The organism is Flammeovirga sp. OC4 (genome assembly GCF_000812565.1).
Classification (GTDB): domain Bacteria; phylum Bacteroidota; class Bacteroidia; order Cytophagales; family Flammeovirgaceae; genus Flammeovirga.
Window position 1 is genome coordinate 38330 of the sequence record NZ_JTAM01000071.1, and the last position, 22941, is coordinate 61270.

At 36.8% G+C, this 22941-nt stretch carries 11 protein-coding genes; 8 read left to right on the top strand and 3 right to left on the bottom strand.

Annotation, left to right across the window (positions count from 1 at the left end):
- Positions 1 to 34: 34 nt before the first annotated feature.
- The 3 genes from PL77_RS24655 to kduI form a co-directional block, all read right to left on the bottom strand.
- Positions 35 to 1381 (bottom strand): MFS transporter, encoded by a 1347-nt coding sequence (locus PL77_RS24655; protein WP_052444702.1) that lies wholly within the window; start codon positions 1379 to 1381, stop codon positions 35 to 37.
- Between the two features lie 577 nt (positions 1382 to 1958).
- A complete protein-coding gene (locus tag PL77_RS24660) occupies positions 1959 to 2747 on the bottom strand; it encodes a gluconate 5-dehydrogenase (protein WP_044211365.1) in 789 nt (262 codons plus the stop codon).
- Positions 2748 to 2912: 165 nt separating this feature from the next.
- A complete protein-coding gene (kduI, locus tag PL77_RS24665; RefSeq protein ID WP_044211368.1) occupies positions 2913 to 3749 on the bottom strand; it encodes a 5-dehydro-4-deoxy-D-glucuronate isomerase in 837 nt (278 codons plus the stop codon).
- A 327-nt stretch (positions 3750 to 4076) separates the two neighbouring features.
- On the opposite strand from kduI, the gene PL77_RS24670 reads away from it, so the two are divergent.
- The 8 genes from PL77_RS24670 to PL77_RS24705 all read left to right on the top strand — a co-directional run bounded on the left by PL77_RS24670 (position 4077) and on the right by PL77_RS24705 (position 22845).
- The gene (locus PL77_RS24670) at positions 4077 to 5120 is read left to right on the top strand and encodes a LacI family DNA-binding transcriptional regulator (RefSeq protein ID WP_044211370.1); all 1044 of its coding nucleotides are present in this window, start codon (positions 4077 to 4079) and stop codon (positions 5118 to 5120) included.
- A 74-nt stretch (positions 5121 to 5194) separates the two neighbouring features.
- Complete coding sequence (locus PL77_RS24675; protein ID WP_044211372.1) at positions 5195 to 6205, top strand: sugar kinase; 1011 nt, start codon at positions 5195 to 5197, stop codon at positions 6203 to 6205.
- Between the two features lie 644 nt (positions 6206 to 6849).
- Positions 6850 to 9423, top strand: a complete 2574-nt coding sequence (locus tag PL77_RS31010; RefSeq protein ID WP_172665944.1) for a BACON domain-containing protein — start codon at positions 6850 to 6852, stop codon at positions 9421 to 9423.
- 772 nt (positions 9424 to 10195) lie between these two features.
- Positions 10196 to 14293 (top strand): two-component regulator propeller domain-containing protein, encoded by a 4098-nt coding sequence (locus PL77_RS24685; RefSeq protein ID WP_044211373.1) that lies wholly within the window; start codon positions 10196 to 10198, stop codon positions 14291 to 14293.
- 193 nt (positions 14294 to 14486) lie between these two features.
- Positions 14487 to 17495 (top strand): TonB-dependent receptor, encoded by a 3009-nt coding sequence (locus tag PL77_RS24690; RefSeq protein ID WP_044211374.1) that lies wholly within the window; start codon positions 14487 to 14489, stop codon positions 17493 to 17495.
- 23 nt (positions 17496 to 17518) lie between these two features.
- Positions 17519 to 19084, top strand: a complete 1566-nt coding sequence (locus tag PL77_RS24695) for a RagB/SusD family nutrient uptake outer membrane protein (RefSeq protein WP_044211376.1) — start codon at positions 17519 to 17521, stop codon at positions 19082 to 19084.
- Between the two features lie 5 nt (positions 19085 to 19089).
- Entirely contained in the window at positions 19090 to 20286 is a 1197-nt protein-coding gene (locus tag PL77_RS24700) for a glycoside hydrolase family 88 protein (protein ID WP_044211378.1), read from the top strand.
- A 141-nt stretch (positions 20287 to 20427) separates the two neighbouring features.
- Entirely contained in the window at positions 20428 to 22845 is a 2418-nt protein-coding gene (locus PL77_RS24705; RefSeq protein ID WP_044211381.1) for a glycoside hydrolase family 2 TIM barrel-domain containing protein, read from the top strand.
- Positions 22846 to 22941 lie beyond the last annotated feature (96 nt).

Consider the following 22941-nt stretch of genomic DNA (forward strand, 5'->3'; position numbering starts at 1 on the left):
ATCATGGTCTAGAAGACACGATTGAAACCGTATCTTATTTATTGAATTTTGCGACTTCTAATCTTGGTAGAATCAAGTGAATGATCCCTAAAATTGTAAGGTATGAACAGCCCGCAATTAAGAACATCCAGAAATATGCCCCTGATCCAGAGTCATCTAAAACCTGTCCTAAGATAAAGTCAATGGTCATACCTGTTACAGCACCAACCATTCCACCAAAACCAACCACTGAAGCTACTGCCCCTTTTGGCATAGTATCAGAAACTACCGAGAACAAGTTGGCTGACCATGCTTGATGACCACCCGATGCAAGTGCGATTAAGCAAGCTGCAATCCATTGGTTATCAGTAGTGGTAGCGAATACTACAGGAAGAATGCAAAGAGCACAAATTAATAAAGTTATTTTACGAGCCTTGTTAAGCGTCCATCCTTTATCGACAAAGAAGCGTGATAAATATCCACCTCCAATACTTCCTAAATCGGCCATAACGTAAACAATTACCAATGCAGCACCTAGTTCTTTCATAGAAACACCAAAACGATCTGTGAAGAACATACCTGACCAGAACATGAAAAAGTACCATACGCCATCTGTCATTTTACCTATAGAGAAAGCCCATGTTTGTTTCACTCGGATCACCTTAGTCCAAGGTATTTTTGTTGTTGCTTTTTCCTCTTCCTCTTCCTCCTTGTTGGCTTCATCCTGTTGGATGTAAGCAAGTTCCTCTTTACTTACGTGAGGGTTTTCTTCAGGTTTTTTATATGTTTTTAGCCAAAGCACTACCCAAATAGCACTCAAAGCACCTGTCACTAAAAAGGCATATTGCCAGTTTGTTCCATCATCCATAACGATTGCAGTTACTGCAATAGGAGCAAGGATAGCACCTACGTTAGAACCAGCATTAAAAATACCCGTGGCAAATGCTCTGTCTTTTGCTGGGAACCATTCTGCTACTGTTTTTACGGCGGCAGGGAAGTTACCTGCTTCACCAATTCCTAAACCAAATCGAGCCATAACAAACCCGATTAGACCAAAAGCAGGTCGAAGAGCAGCATGAAGCATTCCAAAAGTACTCCAAATGGCAATAGACAAAGTATAACCGATTTTTGTTCCGAATTTATCAATGACCCTACCCATCGATAACATACCAATAGCGTAGGCACATTTGAAGGCAATATTGATAGTTGCGTAATCCGCTTTTGTCCAATTAAAAAGTTTTTCTAGTGTGGGAGCCAAAACACCAATGATGCTTCGGTCCATGTAGTTGATAGTGGTTGCCATAAAAAGCAATGCCAAAATACGGTATCTGTAATTTCCTTTTTTGGAAGGAGTTTGCTTTTCGACACTATCTTCAACCATGATATCTTGTTCAGTATTCATAGCAGTTTATATGTTGTTTTTTTAATGTGATTTAATAAAGAAGAGGGCAAAAACCACCGCCAATAAAGTGGTAGTTTTTTTAACTTTTCACTCTCAAAATTACTGATTGATGGAGACTCAAGAGTCCATTTTTTTCGTATTCTAGTACAATTCGTACTCTGAAAGCGTCTAAAACGGGTCATTTTGCATGACTATCGTCTTTTTCAGTGAAGAAGGGATTGAAGAGTAAACTTGGTGGTCCGTTATAAAAAGATTGGGCTTTTTTGATCGGTATAGACTTTTAACCCAATCGTTAAGTTTTCAATGATCTTTCTCTTTTATACTGGCCTTGACTTTTTTGTCTTGAAACAAAAGAGAAGCAAAAAAGTCGAGGCTTAGAAGTCAAAACTAAATTCTATTTCTCTCGCCTAAATGATTGTCTGATTATAAATCAAAAGACAATGGTTTTGCGATAATCTCCAAAGATGCAGTTCTGTAGGGACGTTGCATTGCAACGTCCTCACGAACCACAATACACTACTGTTTATCCTCCATAAAAGGATTTGTATAAATGAATGAAAACTTAGTTTGTAAAATCTTACTCCTCACCGTGAGGTTTACCGATTGTCGCTAGAATACCACCATCAACATAAACCACTTGACCATTGACAAAGTCAGAAGCCGATGATGATAAAAATACTGCAGTACCTGCTAAGTCAGAAGGATCGCCCCATTTTCCAGCAGGAGTTCTATTGAGGATAAACTCATTGAAAGGGTGACCGTCTACACGGATAGGAGCCGTTTGAGATGTAGCAAAATACCCTGGTCCAATACCATTTACTTGAATGTTGTACTTCGCCCATTCCGTTGCAAGGTTTCTTGTCAACATTTTTAATCCACCTTTGGCAGAAGCGTAGGCACTCACACTGTTTCTTCCCAATTCACTCATCATAGAACACATATTGATGATTTTTCCTTGTCCTCTTTGTACCATTCCTTTTGCGACGTATTTCGACATAATAAATGGCCCTACCAAATCAATATCAATGACCTGTCTGAAATCATTGACATCCATCTCTAAAGCAGGAATACGCTTGATGATTCCAGCGTTGTTAACCAAAATGTCAATACCACCTACTTCCGATTCAATTTTTGCCAAACCTGCCATTACTTGTTCTTCTTTCGTAACATCAAAGGCATAGGCCGCCACCTCAATATCATTTTCTAAGTATTGCTTAACTGCTTCTTCCAGTTTATCTTCAAATACATCATTGATTACAATTTTTGCCCCTGCTTTAGCTAGTCCTGTAGCGATTGCCATTCCAAGACCATGAGTACCGCCTGTTACCAAGGCAATTTTTCCTGCTAAACTAAATGATTGTATCATAATTATATGTTGTTTTATTAATGTAGAATAATTGAAAAAAAGGGACCACAACAAGTAGAATTATCGAGATTGTTGTGTGTTAGCTTAGTTTAGATGTTATGGCCCTTCTAAAGATTTATTGTGTTGTTTCCTGGTCGTTTTGATTCATCCAGAGTTATTGTTGGATTACTTTAGCTCAGTGATAGCAAACTTATCCATGTCGTCATAGTCTAAGTTTTCACCAGCCATACCCCAGATAAAAGTGTAATTACTTGTACCTGCTCCTGAGTGCATTGACCAAACCGGTGAAATCACGGCCTGCTCATTGTGCATCCATATATGTCTTGATTCTTCTTTTTGACCCATGAAATGACAAACTGCTTGCTCTTCAGGTACTTCAAAGTAGAAATACACCTCCATTCTTCTGTCGTGTACGTGACCTGGCATAGTATTCCAAACACTACCAGATTTCAACTCAGTCATTCCCATCTGCAATTGGCAAGTCTCTACTACTGAGTTTACTAACAGCTTATTGATTACTCTATGGTTGGAAGTCTCAGGAGATCCTAATACAACTTTATCCGCTTCCTCTCTGGTTACTTTTTTAGTAGGGTATGTCTTGTGAGCAGGAGTGGAGTTCAAATAAAAAGAGGCAGGTTGAGCAGGATCTACACTTTTAAAAGAAACATCTTTTACACCTCTACCTACATACAAGGCCTCTTTGAAATTAAGCGTATGCACATCGCCATCAACCATTACAATTCCTTGTCCTCCAACATTGATGATACCTAATTCTCTTCTTTCAAGAAAATAATCCGCTTTTAAAGGATCAATTGGTTGAAGTTCTAAAGTGGTATTGACAGGTTTTGCTCCTCCGACAATGTATCTGTCTTCGTGAGAGTAAGTGAAATTAATCTCATCTTCTTCAAATACTTTCTCAATCAAGAAGTGTTCTCTTAATTCTTTAGTGTCATATTTTTTAGCATCTGCCGGGTGGACAGAATATCTGCTTTCATATTTCATACCTCTGATATTTTAAAATACAATCGATTGTACAACTATTTAAAAATAAAAACCATGCTTTTGGTTTCTTTTGTACCGTAATATTACAAATGTTTGTTTTACAATTCCAAATTTTAGCCAATAAAAATACAATCGATTGTATTTTTCGAAATTTAATTTGATATTTGTAGCAGTTATTTATTGTTCTTAATACTTATGTAAACTTTTTTTATTAGTATAATTGCAAAGTTTAAGTCAATAATTGATGAAAATCAATAGACAACAGGTATGTAAAAATTAGTCACATTTTTTAAGTACAGCTATTTAAAAAATGTAGTGAAGGCAATTATGGAGAATAAGAAATCGGTTACTATACACGACATCGCAAGAGAGTTAAAAATAGATAGTTCAACAGTATCAAGGGCATTGAATGATAACCCTAGAGTATCTGCAAAGACTAAAAAAATAGTGCAGGATAAAGCAAAAGAAATGCACTATCGACCGAATACTTTGGCCTCCAACTTAAGAACGCAGAAGTCAAATACCATTGGAATTATTGTTCCTCATATCACAAAATACTTCTTTTCTACAGCCATCAGCGGTATAGAAGAAGAGGCTCACAAAGCGGGCTATAATGTAATTATCTGTCAGTCAAAAGATTCCGAAGAGTTAGAAGCGAAAAATATCAATACATTGATCTCCAGTAGAGTAGATGGAATTTTGTTGTCTCCAGCGATTAAGACATCGAAGATTGGTCATATTCAAAAAGCGATGAAGAGTAATGTTCCTATTTTCTTTTTTGACCGTTATATCAAGGAAGTTTCAACGACTAAAGTGATTACTGATGATCGTATTACTTCTAAAGAGTTGACGATGCATTTACTTTCTCAAGGGATCCATAAATTAGCTGTTTTGACAGGGGACACCAAAGTGAGTATTTATGACAATAGAGTCAAAGGAATTTATGATGCTTTTAAGGAATCTGGTCTTAATACAGAAAGCAAACTGATCATGCAACAGATTAACCTTTCTATGGATGAGGCGTATAGTGCCATTCATAGTTGGGTGGACAAAAAGGTGGATTTCGATGCCGTCTTTGCCATGAATGATATGGCAGCGATTGGGGCACAACGAGCATTACAAGAGAGAGGATATAAAATACCGGATGATGTTTTGGTGGCAGGTTTTAGTAATGAACCAATTGCGAAATTAGTAAGTCCGCCTATTACAACTGTACATCAGCCTGCCGCAGAAATTGGGAAGTTAGCGGCCAAAAAGATCATTAATCATATCGAAGAGAGAGACAAAAGTATTCTTGCTTCTGAAACTGCAGTTTTGGATAGTAAACTGATTATCAGATCTTCTACTTTGAGAAAAGTGAATGCTGAATAAGGAATGAAAGTGATTTGACTTTACTCTTCAATTGCTCTAACACACTACAAGAAAACAACACAATTTTTTAAATCATGGAAAATAAAATCATATGCTTTGGGGAAATAATGTTAAGATTATCTCCACCAAACCATCAAAGAATTGAACAAGCTGACTCATTTAATGCAACTTATGGCGGTGCTGAAGCGAATGTTGCTGTTTCATTGGCACATTTCGATCAACCTACTTCTTTTGTCAGTCGTATTCCTGATAATCAATTGGGAGATACAGCCGTTTCACAATTAAGAATGCATGGGGTAGACACCAGTGGTATTGTAAGAGGAGGGGAACGTTTGGGAACTTATTATCTTGAGGTAGGTGTAATGCACCGTGGTTCTCAAGTGGTATATGATAGAGCACACTCAGGTTTTGCAACTTTAACTGAAAATACAATCGATTGGATTAAGGTTTTTGAAGGGGCAACTTGGTTGCATTGGTCGGGTATATCACCTGCTGTATCAGAAGAAGCAGCCAAAGTATGTTTTGAGGCATTGACAGTGGCTAAAAGCAAAGGATTAACCGTTTCTTGTGATCTGAATTACAGAAGTAAACTCTGGAAATACGGTAAAGATCCAAAAGAAGTGATGCCTCAGTTGATAGAATTGACTGATATTGTATTGGGAGGTAAAGAAGATGCTCGAATTATGTTGGGTGTTGAATTTGATGAAAATGACGGTTACGATAGTGCTCCAAAGAAAATTAAAGCACATTTTCCACATTTAAAGATGGTAGCAACAAGCCTAAGAAAGTCTTTTTCGGCTTCACACAACAATATTTCAGGCGTATTATTTGATGGCATTGAAGAATTTCGTTCGGCAGCTTATGATATGCCTCAAATGATTGACAGAGTAGGTGGCGGTGACGCATATATGGCAGGATTGATTTATGGTTTTATGAATTATGCCGATGCCCCTCAGAAGATCATTGATTTTGCAGCAGCAGCATCTTGCCTGAAGCATACGATTCATGGAGATGCAAGTTTGACAAAAGTGAGCGAGGTAGTAGGAATTATGGGAGGAAAAGACGCAGGGTTGGTTTCTCGTTAAGAGCATTTCTAGGCCCTATAAATCAAAAGAATTAGCGATTTATTTATAATAATGTTTGTATGTTAAAAGATTCTTTACCCAGAATTTTTTCGAGCTTCAATCTATCGTCTCAATGCAGTTGAGCTGATAGCTTTGAAGCTCTTTTTTATCATTTTCTGTACTTTTTTACCCCTAAAATAAACCCTTGTACGATTCTACCCCCTTTTTGGGACTTTCGTTTTGAACTACATTTCTACTTTGCGGTAGATACTTGTTCTTTTTACACTTAATTAAAGTTGAAATGAACAATAAAATGAGGATGTTTAAAAGCTAAAGATTAGAAATGAGAGCACTATTTAGAAGGGAAAAAAGAAAGTGATTTTTTGAAGGAATTAAAATAGACCATGGTGGATGAAAATCATATTTTGACCTGACAAATAATGTACTGTTTCTAAAGGAAAGTGGACAAACCGACTCAGCATAACTATTACTTAAATGAAGCCATTTAAGTCTCAGAACAATCAGAAATGAATGAATTATTTTACCAACCTAAACGTTACAACACAATGTTTAAAACTAACTTAAAATGCAATCCTCAAAAAGCATTTTTATTATCAATGCATCAGCTATGTACAGGTGTACTCCTATGTACACTTTTGTTTTTCATGAACGCAACAGTCTCAGCGGCAACTATTAACGTGAGTACATCACAACAACTTATTGATGCTTTAAAAGAGGCATCACCTGGAGATGAAATTGTGCTAGCCAGTGGTAGCTATACCACATCAGCGACTAGCTATTATTATCCATTGGCCAGTTTTTATTCAGGGATTAACAGCGATATTTCATCCAGAAGTGCTTACTTCAGAGGTACACAAAGTAACATCACTTTACGGAGTGCTAATGCCGCGAATCCAGCAGTCTTGGAAGGAGCTGGTTGGAATGTTAGCGGTTATGTTTTGCATGTGACCGGAAGTAATTGGGTCATCAAAGATTTGGTCATTAGAAATGGTGCGAAAGGATTGATTCTTGATAATTCAAGCAACACTTTAGTGCAAAACGTAGAGATCTATGATATAGGACAGGAAGGCCTTCATATCAGGGATCACTCCCATGATTGTGTGATTGATAATATCAATTTACATGATGTAGGAAAGCGTGATGACGGTTTCGGGGAAGGCATTTATATTGGATCAGACAATGCAGTATGGTGGGAAGGAGACGGTAGTAGTACGGGTGAAAAAGGGAAAAGGTACAGAAGGGCTTGTCATAATACTCTAGTCAAAAACAGTACTTTCGGCCCTAATATTACAGCAGAACCTGTAGAGATTAAAGAAGGTTCCGAAAATACAATTATTGAAAACTGCATTATAAGAGGATCAGGTATATCGGGATCTAATTTTGCAGATAGCCATCTAGACATTAAAGGAACATACTCAAAGATCCGTAACAATACCTTTTACCAAGATGGTAATTCAAAAATTGCTCGTTCCATTATGGTGGTTCCTCGACAAGGAGCAGGAGTGCCACAAGAGTTTACAGCACATGATAATTATATTTACGGTAATACTTTCGACCTTAATTCAAGTGGTGTAGAGGTCGCAGTGGCCAATAGTGGTTCTGAAGATAATTATGCATGGAACAATACACGAATTCCATCTACAGGAAATTTCTATAACAATAGAATCAATGATTTTGAACCTTCTGAATTGAAGACTGGTATTGGATCAAAAGGAAGTTCATGTCATGTGGCTACTCCAGAGTTAGGGTATGAAGTCGCAGGAGGAAGTGGAAGTTTTAGTTTTGAGATAATCACGGAAGAGACATTTACGGTAAGTACTGACCAAAGCTGGATGAGTGCATCAAGAAATGGCAATACCATCACAGTGACTTACAATAGTAATACAACAGGAGCAAATCGCTCTGGTAGAGTGAATATTGATGCCTGTTTAGATACGTATGTTATCATTGAGCAAACTACAGATGCAGCTCCTTCATGTACGTTAGACGTTGCTAGTACATCTGTATCGTTGACAAATGAAGCAGGGAGCATTACTGTTGCTGTAACTTCTGATGAAACTTTTACAGTGAGTGATAATCAGTCTTGGATTACAGCAACTAAAAGTGGTGAGAATGTAGTGATTAATACAACAGCCAATTCTTCAGAAACAGTTAGGACGGGTAGTGTGTCTGTGATTGGATGCGAAGAGAAAACAATTACAGTCGTACAATCAGGTACTAGTCCGACTTGTAAATTGAATGTCTCCAATACAAGTTTAAGTTTTACAGAAAGTGCTTCAAGCAATACGATAACAGTCACTACTACCGATAATTTTACTGTAAATGCTTCTCAAAGTTGGGTTACTACGTCCATAAGTGGTGCTTCTGTAACAATCAACGTAGCAGCAAATACAGCGACTAGTGCAAGAAATGCCACGGTTTCAATATCGGGATGTGAAAACGAAACCATTACCATTACTCAATCAGGAAGTACCCCAACAGGTGGCGGAACACCAATGACTATTAATGTCTCGGTGGATTCTTATGCAAGAGAAGATAAACCGAATAATAAATATGGTACATCCACTTCCATTAGAGTGATTTCAGAAAGTAGCGAAAATCAAGTAGGTTATTTGAAATTTGATCTTTCAAGTGTCACTTCTTCAGACGTGAATGTGGCCATGCTTCGATTATATCCTTACACCGGAGAAGGTGTTTCGAATAGTTTGCATGTGGCAAATACCAACAGTTGGTCTGAATCTGATTTGAATTGGAACAGCAAACCTTCTTATGGATCAGCTATCGCAACTTGGTTTATCGATAACGATGATCAATATTTTTACATTGATATTACCAATCAAGTAAGGTCAAATGCAGGTGGAGATTTAACCTTAGTCATAACTGGGGCTGCACAAGAAGAAATTAGATACAGAAGTAGGGAGTCCGGTTCTGATTTACCTCTCCTTCAAATCAATAATTCAAGTAACTCTCGAACACAAAATACAAATTCTTTGATGGGTGAAAAAGTAACTTCAACATCTACATTTATGATCTTCCCAAATCCCAATTCAACATCAACGTTGAATGTTTCGGGTACAGATCATGAAGTTCAAATTTTCAATTTACAAGGTGAATTACTTTTACGTTCTTCATCCGCTTCCATTGATATATCCAGTTTAGTTCCTGGATTTTATATTGTAAAATCGAATAATCAAGTGAAGAAAATGATCAAAGAATAAACGGTTTCGCTTTTGACTTCAATTCCTACTTTTTTCAGAAATGAAATAAGGGAAGTTGGAAGGTAGATTGAGATCAAATGAATTATAAGAGGCTTCCTACAGTAAAAAAAACAACACTGTAGGATGTCTCTTCTTTATGTTTTAGGGTAAAAGGAAGAAAACCTTTTTTGTTCAATCTTAATTATTTATTTTAACATTGTGTTAGTTTAGTTGTATACTAAGTTTAAGGCTATTTGTGTTTTTTAGAAATCAGGAGATTTCTGATGATCAGTGGGACACAAATGACGCTTACGCTTAACATTTGCGCCAGTTGACTTCCTACCATTTTAGTTTGGTAGTACTCCTTCCGGCCTTGAAGGGAAAAGCGTTAAGAATTTCATGTATTGAGCCGTTAAAAATGATTTTGCTGTTTGAGCTTTAGCGAGTTTAAAATCATTTAGGCGAGAGGAATGGAATTTAGCTTTTGCGTTCAAAGCCTTGACTTTTTTGCTTCGTTTTTGTGTTAAGACAAAAATGAAGAAGAAGGAAGTTTGAAAGTAGACACTATAAAAGTTGGTAGAAGTACTGATTAAAAGTCGATGATAATTTAGTTACAACAAACTTAGTTCCCCTATTTAGAGGTGAATTGATCGTCTCTCATTTTTTATACTAGCTTGATATTGGACAAAAGAGTAAACAACGTAAGACTTGAAGAATAAAAAGTCGTACTACAATCTATAAATAACTGACTATCTCTCTTTATATTTTTTTGGAATGAAATGTACGTTACACTATGAAACATTGGAAAATTGTATTATTCATCTGGTGTTATTCTGTGTCATTAGGATTTACAGAAACATTACCCGACAGATTACAATTTAAATATTTGAATACTAAACATGGGCTTTCTCAAAGTAATGCTATCACTCTGATTGAAGATCAGCAGGGAATGATTTGGATTGGAACTCGTGATGGCTTGAACCGCTATGACGGTAAAAAGGTTGAAATCTTTAGAAATGATCCCAAAGATCCCAACTCTCTGAGTAATAGTGATATTTTGGATATTGCATTGGATCAAAGAAATGGATTGTGGATTGGGACCTATCACGGACTGAATCATTATGATTTTCATCTCAGAAAATTTACGCGTTACTTATCAGGTCCCTCTGATTCTGACCGAATTTCCAATAATACAGTTCGTTCGGTGGCAACAATGGCCGATGGTACTGTGCTAGTAGGCACAAGAGATGGACTCAATGTTTTGAATCCTGCCACCGGAAAGTTTTTGAAATTTTTTCATAGAGATAATGACCCTAACTCAATTCCTGATAATCATGTTTTTAAAGTATATATTGATGCCCAAGAAAAGGTTTGGATTGGCACTGCTAAAGGACTTTGTGTGATGCATTCCAATAAGAATGGATATACTTTTGAACAGGTCAGGTTACTTGGAGGAAAGGAAATTTATGTTCAAGAAATATTGACGGATCAAGATAAAAACATTTGGGTTGGTACTCAAGGTGATGGCTTGATCAAGATAGACGCAAACTATAATGTTCTGAACCATTACCTTAAAGAAAATAGTGATTTCACCAACAATAATGTTCGAACGATGGTTTTTGATCAGCAAGGTCGACTTTGGGTTGGTACTTACAACGGTCTGAATATTATACAACCTTCAGGTGAATTGACCACTGCCTATTCAACATTTTATAATATCAATGACCTTTCTGGAAACAAGGTAAAAAGTCTTCATTGTTCTCAAGATGGCACTGTTTGGATAGGAACTTATTATGGTGGAGTCAGTATTTGGAACGCTCAAAACTTCAATTTCAATTATATCAATCAAAATACGACTAACAATAGATTGACGCATAATGTAATAAGCTCTATTGATGAGCTCTACGGTAAATTTTATTTCGGTACCGAAGGTGGAGGAATCATATCATGGGATAAAAAGAAAGATCAATTTATCAATTTTAATACATCGAATTCTGTATTGAAAAGTAATAATATAAAGTTCCTAAAAATTGATTCGCTGAGAGAAGAACTTTGGGTGTGTACTTTAGATAGTGGAGTTACAATTTTGAATATGAAAACCTCTCAATTGGTCCAGCATATAAATACAAGAAATGGACTGAAACATAATGCAGTTTATGATATTATCCAATATGGGAACGATCATTTTTGGGTTGCAACTTTTGGAGGTGGATTACACTTGTATAACAAGAAAACAGATGAAATAGAAAGGATACTAACAACTCGTAATAGTCAATTGTCAGATGATGAAATAAGGACAATGCTGGTAGACAAAGACAATAACTTATGGGTGGGTACACAAAATGGATTGACGTATTTGGAAATAGACCCCGAGAGTTTTGAAGTATTGAATTCAAAACAGTTTTTTATGGACGAAAAACGAGGTATCAGTGCAGATATCATCGAAATTTTTCAAAATAGTAAGGACGATATTTATGTCGGAACCAGAGAATACGGAATGCATAAATTGGAGAATGGACAATTTCAATTCATTGATTTGTTTTCAGACTTATCCGCCTCAAGTCAATATATCCAGGCTATTGAAGAAGATAAAAGTGGTACACTTTGGGTGAGTTCTAATAATGGTATAATGAGTTACAACCCAATATCAGGGATCAAGAAAATTTATCAAGAGTCAGATGGATTAGTGTCCAATGGGTTTAATAATAAAGCTTCCCAATTTGGTAGTGATGGTTGGATGTATTTTGCAGGACCAAATGGAATTACACAATTTAATCCCAATGCTTTCACCAAAAATCGTTATGCTCCTGATGTTAAACTAATGGATTTATGGATCAATAATCAATTGGTTTTACCCAATGATTCTACTCAAATATTGTATGAACCATTAGACCAAACTGAGGCAATTTCGTTGCGATATGATCAGACTAATTTCACAATTGATTTTGCATTTTCAAGTTTCGTTAACTCTGATAAAAATCAGTTTGTTTACCGTGTCAAAGGACTCGATAATCAATGGAAACAAACCACAGATTCTAGGGCAAATTTTACCATACAGCAATCCGGTAATTATGAGTTTCAAATCAGAGGTTTGAACAATGATGGTTTAGCGAGTGAAAACTTAAGGTCTTTGAAGATTAGAGTACATCCTGCTCCTTGGTTTTCTTCTTGGGCCATTTTTCTCTATGCATGTCTGTTGCTTTTGATGGCAATTGCAGTTCATTTAGTGATGAAAAGACAAACGAACTTGAAATATGAATTGGAATTGGAGCATCAAATGAATCAACAGCAGCAGGAGATTAATAAGAGTAAACTTCAGTTTTTTACAAATATCTCCCATGAGTTTAGAACACCACTTACCTTGATTTTAGGTACTTTGGAACAGATTATTAGTGAATACAAAGGAAGTAGTGCTGTTTTTAATCGACTTGCCATTATGCAAAAAAATACCCAACAATTGATGAAATTAATAAATCAATTGATGGACTTTAGAAAGATGGAAAATGATAAACTAAAACTAGAGGTGACGGAAGGTGATATTGTTTCCTTTACAAAAACAGTTTTTCAATCTTTCAATGCTTTGGCTGTTGAAGGACAATATGATTATACTTTTGAATGTCAAGAAGAGAACATTAATCTCTATTTTGATCCTCATAAATTAGAAAGGGTACTGTATAATTTACTTTCCAATGCGTTTAAATACACCCCTGCTAAAGGGAAAATTCAACTTTCGATCATTGATGATAAAAAAAATGTCTACATCAAAATCAAAGATAGTGGAGAGGGAATCCCTGAAGACTACAGGGAAAAGATTTTTGATCGTTTTTATCAAGTATCTGAGGAATTAAGAAAAAACCAACAGAATTATGGGACAGGGTTAGGGTTGGCTATTTCAAAAAGTATAGTGGAATTGCATCAAGGAGAATTAGCTGTAAGTAGTGAAGGAAATAAAGGGAGCTGTTTTTCTATTTTACTCCAAAAAGGAAAGGAACATTTTTCTGAGGAAACGCAAATTATTGAAGATTTTTCACCAAAAACTCAAAGCGTAACAGAAATTCCTACAACAACATTGGCTACAGAATTAAATATGAATCAATTGGTCAATGATCAAACTAAGTCCACTGTGCTTATTGTGGAAGATAATGTTCAGGTCCGAAATTTTATAATGGAACTATTATCGGCAGACTACAATGTGGTGGAAGCTGAAAACGGGGAAATAGGATTGTCAAAAGTGGTAGAATGCACCCCAGATCTCATCATTAGTGATGTAATGATGCCTGTAATGGATGGTATTACATTTTGTAAAGAAATTAAGACCAATATTAAAACCTCTCATATTCCAATCATTCTTTTAACAGCAAGAACGGCCGATCAGTTTAAATATGAAGGGTTAGAGCTAGGAGCAGACGAATATATGAGTAAGCCTTTCAGTGTACAAGAATTAAAACTTAAAGTCAGAAACTTATTACGATTTGTGGATAGCCTTAAGGTAAGATTCAAAGAAGGGAACGTCATTCGTCCAAGTGAAATTACGATCTCATCTGTGGATGAGCAGCTGTTGAACAAAGCCATTGAGATAATGGATAATAATATTGATAACCAATTTTTCAATGTAGAACAATATACAGAAGAACTGGGAGTCAGTAGAACGATGCTATTTACCAAAATCAAAAAATGGACCGGCCTTACGCCTAATGAATTTATCTTATCGATGCGAATGAAAAGAGCCACTCAGCTCATTGAACAGAATAAAATTAACATTTCGCAGATCTGTTATAAAGTGGGCTTTAAAGATCCTAAGTACTTTTCAAAATCATTTAAAAAATATCATGGCTGTACTCCAACAGCCTACAGTAAAAAATTTCAAGAAAACATTGAATTAGGTCACTAAAAGGCGATTTTGTATGATTTTACCCCATTTTTGGGACAATTTTGAACAAATTCACCCCTTACTTGCCTAAAAATTATCAAGTGTTATAATGACGTTTGCTAGTAACGTCAATAATGAAATGAAACAACTATTACTATTCAAAAACATAAGCTTGATAATTCGAAAAACTTATTGAATCTATAAACTGAATATTATGAGATTGAAAAATCGACTTATTAAGGTTCGCTATTTAGCCTTCGCTATCTCTTTTATCATGTGCATGAACTACATCACTTACGCACAAGAAGCACAAAAAAAGTTTGTATCAGGAACAGTCACCGATGAAGAAGACGGGACAGGGCTTCCTGGTGTATCGGTGGTCATTGAAGGAACCAACAATGGTGTGGTGACGAGAATGGATGGTGGATTCACAATTGAAGCCAAAGCAGAAGACTTTCTATTGATCTCTTTTATTGGTTACCAAACACAAAGAGTTTCGGTAGGAAACAAAAGTGAAATTAATGTAGCACTTCCTACACACACGGAGTCATTGGAAGAAGTTGTGGTAGTAGGTTATGGTGCTGTCCGAAAGAGTGATATGTCTGGATCAGTGGCATCTGTAAAATCAGAGGATTTGGCAGCATTTCCGGTATCTTCGGCCGTTGAGGGCTTACAAGGTAGAGCGCCGGGTGTACAGATTTCTTCTGCCAACGGTGGACAGCCAGGTGCTGGTTTCAACATCAAAGTCAGAGGGGGTACCTCCATTAATGCCAGTAGTAATCCACTGATTGTAGTGGATGGTTTTGTGGGGGCAGAGATGCCACCAGCAGAAGATATTTCTTCAATGGAAATTCTTAAAGATGCATCTTCTACCGCTATTTATGGTTCAAGAGGTGCCAATGGTGTGATCTTAATTACCACCAAATCAGGGGAGTCAGGTAAAGTAAAAGTAGACGTAAATACTTCATATTCTTTACAGCAAACCTCTAATAAATTGGATCTATTGAATGGAGAACAATTCACGGATTACATCAAAGAAACTCGCCCCGATTATGTGACAGGAGGAGCAAATACAGATTGGCAAGATGAAATCTATTCAACAGGAGCCATCTCCAATACACAAGTAGGTATTAGTGGAGGTTCAGATAATGTAAAGTATTATATCTCAGGTACCTACTTTGATCAAAAAGGTATTTTAGAAGGATCTGGTTTTAAAAGATTTTCAATCAACAGTAATGTAAATGCTAATCTATCGGATTGGGTAAAAGCAGGTGTGAGTATTTATGCGAGAAGAGGAACAACAAATGGAGTGAGAACACAAGAAACTTCAGGTGGTTCTGGTAACGCAGGTGTCATCAGTGCTGGAGTTCGTTTTAATCCAGATTTAGGAATCTATGATGAGGACGGTGTATATACTATATCTACAGTAGGTGATGATATTGACAATCCTGTTGCCATGATGAATGAGTACGAGAGAGAAAGAGTAACAGACCGTATACAGTCAAACACTTACCTTGATTTCAAATTTACAAATTGGTTAAACTTCAAAACAACTTTAGGTCTTGGAGTAACCAATAGACGAGAGGGTGAGTTTTGGCCAACAACCTTGATCAAAGGTGACAACGCCAATGGTCTTGGAACTATTGAAAATTTAAAGCAATCGTCAGTTTTAACAGAGAACTACTTTACGATCAAAAAAGAAACAGATGATCACAGATTGAACTGGGTGAATGGTTTCTCTTATCAAAAGGATTCTGAAGAATTTTATGCACTTTCTTCACAAAACATGATCACAAACTCAAGTAGTTTCTGGGCTTTACAGCAAGGTGGTGTTCCTAACACTCCGTCATCAGCACTAACGGAACAAAGTATTATGTCTTTCTATTCAAGAGCGAATTATACATTGATGAATAAATACATCTTTACCGTTACTGCTAGATATGATGGTGCATCTAACTTCGCTAAGAATCAAAAATGGGCATTCTTCCCATCAGCAGCAGTAGCTTGGGATATCAATCAGGAAAGCTTTATGCAAACTTTGGATAAGTTTTCAGAGTTCAAATTGAGAGCAAGTTATGGTGTGTCAGGTAATCAGGCCATTGATCCTTACCAATCACTTGCCCGTTTAGATCCTACCTACTCTATTGATCCAGGTCAAAATGCTTTGAAGATCGGTAATTTTGAGTCGCCAAATCTTACTTGGGAAACTACTTCACAAATGGATATTGGTCTAGACGTAGGAGTGCTTAATGGTAGAGTTACTCTTTCAGCAGATTATTATAACAAAAACACAAGAGACCTATTGTTCTTTAGACAACTACCTACAGTAGCGGGCTTGAAAGGTCAATTACAGAATGTTGGAGAAGTTAATAACTCAGGTTTTGAAATCATGTTACGTACCAACAATTTCGTAGGTGATTTTCAATGGGATACTGAATTCGTATTCTCTCGCAATAGAAATGAGGTAGTGTCATTACCAGATTCAACTGAATTTTATGGTAATTCTCCAGCACATATGTTATTAGGTGATGATACACAATTATTAGTAGAAGGACAGCCTGTAGGTGTATTCTATGGTTACAGATACTTAGGTGTGTACCAAGATGGTGACAACTTTGTGGATGGTTCAGGCTTTGAAACAGAAGCAGGTGGTGAACGTTTCGCCGACTTAAATGGTGATGGTGAGTTGAATGCCGATGACAGAGAAATTATTGGTGATCCAAACCCAGATTTCAGTTGGTCATTAAATAATAGCTTCCGATATAAAAACTTTGATTTGAACATTTATATCCAAGGTGTGCATGGTCAAGATATGGTGAGTTATACACATATGGAATTAGAAACACTATCGGGTAAGGGTAATTCAACAACAAATGCATTGAATCGTTGGTCGCCTCAAAATACAAATACGGATGTGCCGAAAGCCAATGCAGAACGTCCTTACAGAATGTCTGACCGCTTTATCTATGATGCAAGCTTTGTGAGATTAAAGAACATTGCCTTGGGATATACTTTCCCTTCAACAGTGGCTCAGAAGATGAAATTAAGATCATTACGTATATACGCTAGTGCTCAAAACCTATTGACATTTACCAACTATCCTGGTTTAGATCCTGAAGTAGGTTATGGTAGCGGTTCTAATTCTAATAGAAACCTAGGCGCTGATTATGGTAGCTACCCTAATGTAAAAGGTTACACTTTTGGTATCAATGTAGGTCTTTAATCTTTACTTAAAAACGAACTGAAATGAAAAATAAATTCATATATACAATCCTACTCTCAGTGGGAATGCTCTTCAATTACTCTTGTACTAACCTTGAAGAAAAGCCGGTAGGCATTTTATCTCCGGATGCTTTCAGTACTCCATCAGATTTAATGTTGAGTGTAAATGGTGGTTACTCATTATTGGGCCACGAACAATTTTGGGGTAGAAAACTGTCACTCACATTACTATTAAGAGGTGATATGGCCACTATTGGTGATATGGGTACCTCAAGTAGAAGAATTGAGGTAGATCAGATGAGTATGAGTGCGAATAACGGTATGGTATCAGCATTCTGGCCAAAAGGACATGAAATTATTGGTGCAGCAAATGTTGCTATTGAAGGTGCTAAACTTGTCAATGGCGATGAAGCAGAAATCAATGCAATCATTGCTGAAGCTTACTTCCTAAGAGCGTTTGTTTATTACAATTTTGTGAGATTATTTGGTGCATTACCTTATGTCGATGAAGGAATCGATAATCCGGATGATGCTTATAATATGCAAGAGATTCCTGCGGAAGAAATTTATGCAGGAATCATTGAAGATCTTGAATTTGCAAAGCAATGGTTACCAGAGCAATCAAGAATGAGATCACGTCCAAGTAAGGGTACAGCCGCAGGTTTTTTAGCGTCAGTTTACTTAACAACAGAGGATTTTGCTAAAGCTTATGAAGAAGCAAAATATGTGATTGATAACAGCGGTGCATTTGGTTACAACCTAGAAGGTGAATTTGCAGACCTTTTTGATCCATCAGTTCCTGAAGCTTCAAAAGAAGTATTGTTTGAGATTGATTTCAAAGGTGGTGATGGTGGTGGTGTTCCTTCTTCATTGGGAGGGGCAAATACTTCAACAGACTTTATTATACCAGTAACAGGCCCAAGAGGAGACCAACGCTTTGGTTTTGCCGGGTGGAGTGTGGCTGTTCCTGCTCTAAAAGTTTTTGAATCATGGGATGAAAAAGATTATCGTCGTTCGGTAAGTTTTGATACCGTGATGGTGGTAGATGGTAATACTTTACCTTATACAGACTTCCCTACAGTAGACAGTAGAAATGTAGCAAGACCGTACATTGGTAAGTACTTCAGATCAGTGGGACAGTCTAATACGCCAACAGGTAACAGTGGTAGAGATTCAGAGTATGATTATCCAATCATGCGTTACGCAGAAGTTTTATTAATTGCTGCTGAAGCATTGAATGAGACAAGCGGTCCAAATGCAGAAGCAATAGGTTATGTAAACAGTGTACGTGAGCGTGCAAGAAGAGAGTTAGATGGAGATCCTTCGAACGATAATGCTTTCCCTGCAAATGTTTCAGGTGGAGTTTCTAAAGATGAGCTACGAACGATTGTTTTAGAGGAAAGAAGACTAGAGTTGGCCTTTGAATTTGGACGATGGTTCGATATCAAAAGAAGACAAATGGCACCAGAAGCTTTTGGTGTAAGTGGTTTAGAGCAACAATCATTTGATGTTTCAAAAGACTATTTGATGCCAAAGTATCAGCAAGATGTTGATAGAATGCCAAACGTTTCTCAAAATCAAGGTTACTAATCTGTATGAAATATTTAAAATGCTTAGTAGGTATCTTGTTGCTCGGTTGTGCAGCAAGTAGTGGGAATGTAGAAAGAGGAAACTCGACAGAGGTTGAAGAGCATTATAAAGTATGGAATCCGAGCGTTAATGCTCGGGTTCCAGATATGCTCAACTATCCGGTAGATTCCCTAGGTTTTCCACGTAGTCTTGAAAAAGATGGTACTCCACGCAGACGACCTTCCAGAGATTGGACAAGTGGTTTTTTTCCAGGTTCATTAATTCAAATGTATCATATCACCGGTGATTCTGTATTCTTAAAACGTGCTAATTTGTGGCTACCCTACATGGAAAGAGAACAGTGGAATGCAGGTACACATGATATGGGATTCAAGGTATATTGTAGTATTGGAGAGGCTTATAAAGTATCAAAAGATAATCATTTGAAAGCTGTGCTTCTTCAAAGTGCAAAAACATTGAGTACACGTTTTAATTCAGATGTTGGCTGTATTAAATCTTGGGATTTTGGACAAGATAGATGGACTTTCCCGGTGATTATTGACAATATGATGAATTTGGAATTATTGTTTGAAGCCTCTTTAATTTCAGGTGACCCATCTTATCATAATATGGCCGTCTCACACGCTGAACAGACCATGAAAAATCACTATAGAACCGATTACAGTTGTTACCATGTAGTAGACTATAATCCCGAAACAGGTGAGGTCAATAATTTTCTCACACACCAAGGTATTAATACTAATTCAGTATGGTCAAGGGGACAAGGTTGGGGCTTGTATGGTTTTACTATGTGTTACCGATATACGCAAGATGAGCGTTTCTTAAGCCAAGCACAACACATTGCTGATTTTATTATGAATCAGGAAAAAATGCCTGAAGACAAAGTACCTTTCTGGGATATGCATTCTCCAAAAATACCTAATGATTACAGAGACGCATCTTCTGCCGCGATTTATGCTTCAGCACTTTATGAACTTTATACATATACCAAAGAAGATAAGTACGTCGCTTATGCAGATGCAATTTTGGAAACTTTAGGAAGTGATCACTATGTATTAGGCAACGTAAATGCACCTTTTATTTTGGATCATAGTACAGGAGATTGGCCTAAAAATGATGAAATAGATGCACCAATCGCTTACGCTGACTATTATTTCTTAGAGGCAATTAAAAGAAGAAAAGCACTGACTTTGGAGATGTGATTTTTCAAAAAGTACCTCAATAAAAATTGAGAATATTAACGCTTTACTGAAGTGCACTACAAACAAATATTGAAATGATGATTCTCAGTTTAAAAATTTTGAAGGTCACAATCACAATCAAAACATAAGAAGTAGTATATCATGAAGAGAATATATTTATGGGTTCTTTGGAGTATTTCGTTGTTAGGAACAACTACAGCAAATGCTAGAGAAATAAAAAATATCAATAAAGAATGGCAATATCTGGAACAGCCAATTACAGATATTGTTGATCTTAAGTCTTCTGATCATTGGATAAACATTGACCTACCGCATACTTGGAATAATGAGGATGCGGTAGACCTCACGCCAGGGTACAGAAGATCCATCAGTTGGTATAAGAAAGTATTGAATTTTAAATCGTTGGGCGAACAGCGTAGGTTCCTTTATTTTGAAGGAGTAAATATCACCACCGAAGTCTACGTCAATGGCCAAAAAGCAGGACAGCATATTGGCGGTTATTTGGGTTTTGAAATAGAATTAACAGAATTTTTAAAAGAGGGTGACAATGAGATAGTTGTAAAAGTAGATAATAGTTATGATCCACAAGTTATTCCTTCTCAAAAATCAGATTTTTTCATTTATGGTGGTATCACAAGAGACGTATGGCTGAAATCAGTCGACCCCGCTTATATTAATGATGTGAAGATTACTTTGGAGGAAGCTTCTCGTGAAAAAGCAATAGTAGACTTTCAAGTCTATGTTGATGGAGAACTTCAACCTAAAGATATATTGGTGCTGAGAATAAAAGATCCTGAGGGAAATATAGTAGATACCATTGAGCGTTCTGCGAAAGAAAAAAGTCAGGGTAAAATTACACTATCAAAACCTACTTTATGGAGCACAACGTCTCCGAATTTGTATTCAGTAGAAGTCGAATTAAAGCATAAAAAGCAACAAACAGATGCAATCATTGAATCGTTTGGTGTGAGATGGTTTGAATTTAAAAAGAACGGCCCGTTTTACCTTAACGGCGAACGCTTACTATTAAGAGGTACACACCGTCATGAGGAACACGCAGGAGTGGGGGCTGCCATGAGCAATCAAATGCATCGAGAAGATATGGAACTCATCAAAAGTATGGGGGCAAACTTTGTGCGTTTAGCCCATTATCCTCAAGACCCTGAAATCTACAAGGCTTGTGATGAATTAGGGATTTTGATATGGGATGAAGTGCCTTGGTGTAGAGGTGGTGTGGGCGATGAAGTGTGGAAAACCAACACAAAAAATATGTTGAAAGAGATGATTGATCAAAATTACAATCATCCAAGTATCATTATATGGTCGCTAGGCAATGAAATCTATTGGTTGCCTGATTTCGAAGGAGGTGATGATGTAGAAAAGATGAACTCCTTTTTGAAAGAGATGAATGATCTTGCCCATGAGCTCGATCCATCTCGTAAGACCGCCATCAGAAAATATTATGATGGAGCGACTATTGTTGATGTTTTCAGTCCATCAATTTGGTCAGGGTGGTACAGTGGAGCCTATACCAATTATAAAACAGTAGTTGATAAATCGATTCAAGACTACAATCATTTCTTTCATATGGAATATGGCGGTTCAAGTCATTTAGGAAGACACACGGAGACACCCATTACAGGTGAAGGTAAAATTCAGGCGGATCATTGGGAAGAAGAGGTGAATCAATTGGAAGTAACTTCTATTTCAAAGATTGGTGATTGGAGCGAGAACTATATTGTAGACCTATTTGATTGGTATTTGAGTGTCAGCGAAACGCACGATCAATTTGTAGGAAATGCTCAATGGGCATTTAAGGATTTTGGTACACCTCTTCGTCCAGAAAATGATATCCCTTATATCAACCAAAAAGGGCTATTGGACAGGGCAGGGAATCCTAAAGATGCTTTTTATGTCTTCAAAAGTTATTGGTCAGAAGAACCATTTTCTTATATAGAATCGCATACTTGGACGGAACGTTCAGGTAAAAAAGGAAAACCGCGTAATGTTTGTGTGTACAGCAATAATGCAGAAGTAGAGTTTTTCTTAAATGGTAAAAGTCAAGGCAAGAAAAAACGCGATATTACCTCATTTCCGGCTTGTGGCTTGAATTGGGATATTCAGTTTGAAGAAGGAAATAATCAACTGCATTGTGTGGGGTATAATGATGGGCAAGAAGTGTCGAGAGATTCTATGCATGTGAACTATAGTTTTGAAAAAGCAGGAACACCACATGAATTGAAACTGACAAGTCAATTACTCCAAAACGGCAATTATTTGTTTACGGTTACCGCAAGAGATAAGGAGGGGCGAAGATGTTTGAATTATGAAGAAAGAGTCTATTTCCAATGTTTGATGGGAGGTGATTTACTCAAAAACCAAGGAACTCCAACTGGAAGTGAATCCATCAAAATGGCCAATGGAAAAGCAGAAATTGAGGTAATACCTCATTCTACATCAGAGAAAATACAAATGAGTGTCTTGAATCAAAATTTCAAGGGCTCTTACTTGGAGACCAACATTATAGAGAGTACGACGACAAATTTCGAATATAAGTAGATTAAGAAGGACAATCATTTCATTTAATTCCAAAAGCATGAAGTACTAAGTAAAATTTTTTCTCATGGTACTTACTACATTGTAAACTAAGTTTTC

Coding starts and splice junctions, on each gene's coding strand:
- PL77_RS24655 (WP_052444702.1), bottom strand. CDS start 1,381: ATGAATACTGAACAAGATATCATGGTTGAAGATAGTGTCGAAAAGCAA.
- PL77_RS24660 (WP_044211365.1), bottom strand. CDS start 2,747: ATGATACAATCATTTAGTTTAGCAGGAAAAATTGCCTTGGTAACAGGC.
- kduI (WP_044211368.1), bottom strand. CDS start 3,749: ATGAAATATGAAAGCAGATATTCTGTCCACCCGGCAGATGCTAAAAAA.
- PL77_RS24670 (WP_044211370.1), top strand. CDS start 4,077: ATGGAGAATAAGAAATCGGTTACTATACACGACATCGCAAGAGAGTTA.
- PL77_RS24675 (WP_044211372.1), top strand. CDS start 5,195: ATGGAAAATAAAATCATATGCTTTGGGGAAATAATGTTAAGATTATCT.
- PL77_RS31010 (WP_172665944.1), top strand. CDS start 6,850: ATGAACGCAACAGTCTCAGCGGCAACTATTAACGTGAGTACATCACAA.
- PL77_RS24685 (WP_044211373.1), top strand. CDS start 10,196: ATGAAACATTGGAAAATTGTATTATTCATCTGGTGTTATTCTGTGTCA.
- PL77_RS24690 (WP_044211374.1), top strand. CDS start 14,487: ATGAGATTGAAAAATCGACTTATTAAGGTTCGCTATTTAGCCTTCGCT.
- PL77_RS24695 (WP_044211376.1), top strand. CDS start 17,519: ATGAAAAATAAATTCATATATACAATCCTACTCTCAGTGGGAATGCTC.
- PL77_RS24700 (WP_044211378.1), top strand. CDS start 19,090: ATGAAATATTTAAAATGCTTAGTAGGTATCTTGTTGCTCGGTTGTGCA.
- PL77_RS24705 (WP_044211381.1), top strand. CDS start 20,428: ATGAAGAGAATATATTTATGGGTTCTTTGGAGTATTTCGTTGTTAGGA.